Consider the following 1,268-nt stretch of genomic DNA (forward strand, 5'->3'; position numbering starts at 1 on the left):
AAGGAAGCCGAAATCGATGGCCAGCTTATTATCACTCGTTTGCTCCATCGCACACCTCACTCTGTCGCCGCCTTCCACTGTGAACCGCTGTGAACCGCTGTGGACGCTCGTGGACGCGGCGGGGTTCACACCACACTGCCCTGGAGCCCGCTAAGGACGGGCAGCCCGGAAGCTGTGAACGCTGTGAACCCTGTGAACAGCCTCCGGGCCTACTCTTTCCGCGTCCGCCTCTCGCCGCACCCCCCCACCCGTTCCCGCTTCCTTTTTTCACTCTCTTTTTTAAGGGAAGGTGTTCACAGGATTCACGCCCCGTCCGACGCGGGCTCCAGAGGTTCACAGCTGCGTTCACAGGTGTTCACACGCGTTCACACGTGTCCTCAGTATCCAATGGTTTCCTTATCATAGAGCATCTCATAGTACCTCCTTACAATGTCTGATTTGTTCCCCGCCGCTGCTAATTCGGGCGAGATCCACCCGGCAGGTATACTCTTAAATTCGATCTCACCCTTTTCATTTGATATCCGTGCTTTGAAGGACTTCATGTTGACTTTCATCCATCCGGCATAGCGCATCGCGGATTCAATTTCATGCGGCAAAATCCCCGGAATTTTCTCTCCTATACGATAATTGGATATGTGTTCGAATTGCTTTAAACTTTCTATGCTCTCGATGAGATCCTCTGAACGTGGGGTCAAATAATAAAATTCCTTGTTATGATCATACTGCATCTTCTTTAACTCAGGGGTATCGAGCCAGTGTTTCTCCCCTTGATGATAGGCATGCAGCGCTTGCGCCCAAATCTGCTCTCGATGTTCGCGGATATAGTCAAGGTCGAACGTCTCACCTATTTCCACTTTGCGGCAAGGAATGACGAAGAAGCGGGTGCTACCGGTTGGGTCTTTCAGGAAGCCGAGACTGCCGGGGTTGATCGTGCCGATAAGGACAGCTGAGATTCTGACGTTGACATGATACCGGCCATACGGCAGGCGGACTCGGGGGGAGGTGCTGCTGATAATATTCTTCAGGGCATCGACATTCGTCTTGCGATTGCCCACCATCTCTGCCAGTTCCCCGAAGACAATGCCTAAGAGAGAGGCCCAGAAATCAGCGGGCTTTTGGCTGAGTTGGCTGACGCTGACCGAATCCGTAAAGATGCGACATCCGGCAGGTGGGACCGGTGTTGTTCCCCACAATATCTGAATGAAAAGCAGCGGTTTTTGTCAGAATCGTTTATCAGTGCTCCATGACAATGCAGATTATTTTGATCC

General features: G+C 52.1%; 1 protein-coding gene. It reads right to left on the reverse strand.

Annotation, left to right across the window (positions count from 1 at the left end; all coding sequences use genetic code 11):
• Window positions 1–377: 377 nt before the first annotated feature.
• Window positions 378–1,193 (reverse strand): VapE domain-containing protein, encoded by an 816-nt coding sequence (locus BUC26_RS22565; RefSeq protein WP_073379692.1) that lies wholly within the window; start codon window positions 1,191–1,193, stop codon window positions 378–380.
• Window positions 1,194–1,268 lie beyond the last annotated feature (75 nt).

Source organism: Desulfofustis glycolicus DSM 9705 (assembly GCF_900130015.1).
In the GTDB taxonomy this organism is placed as follows: Bacteria; Desulfobacterota; Desulfobulbia; order Desulfobulbales; family Desulfocapsaceae; genus Desulfofustis; species Desulfofustis glycolicus.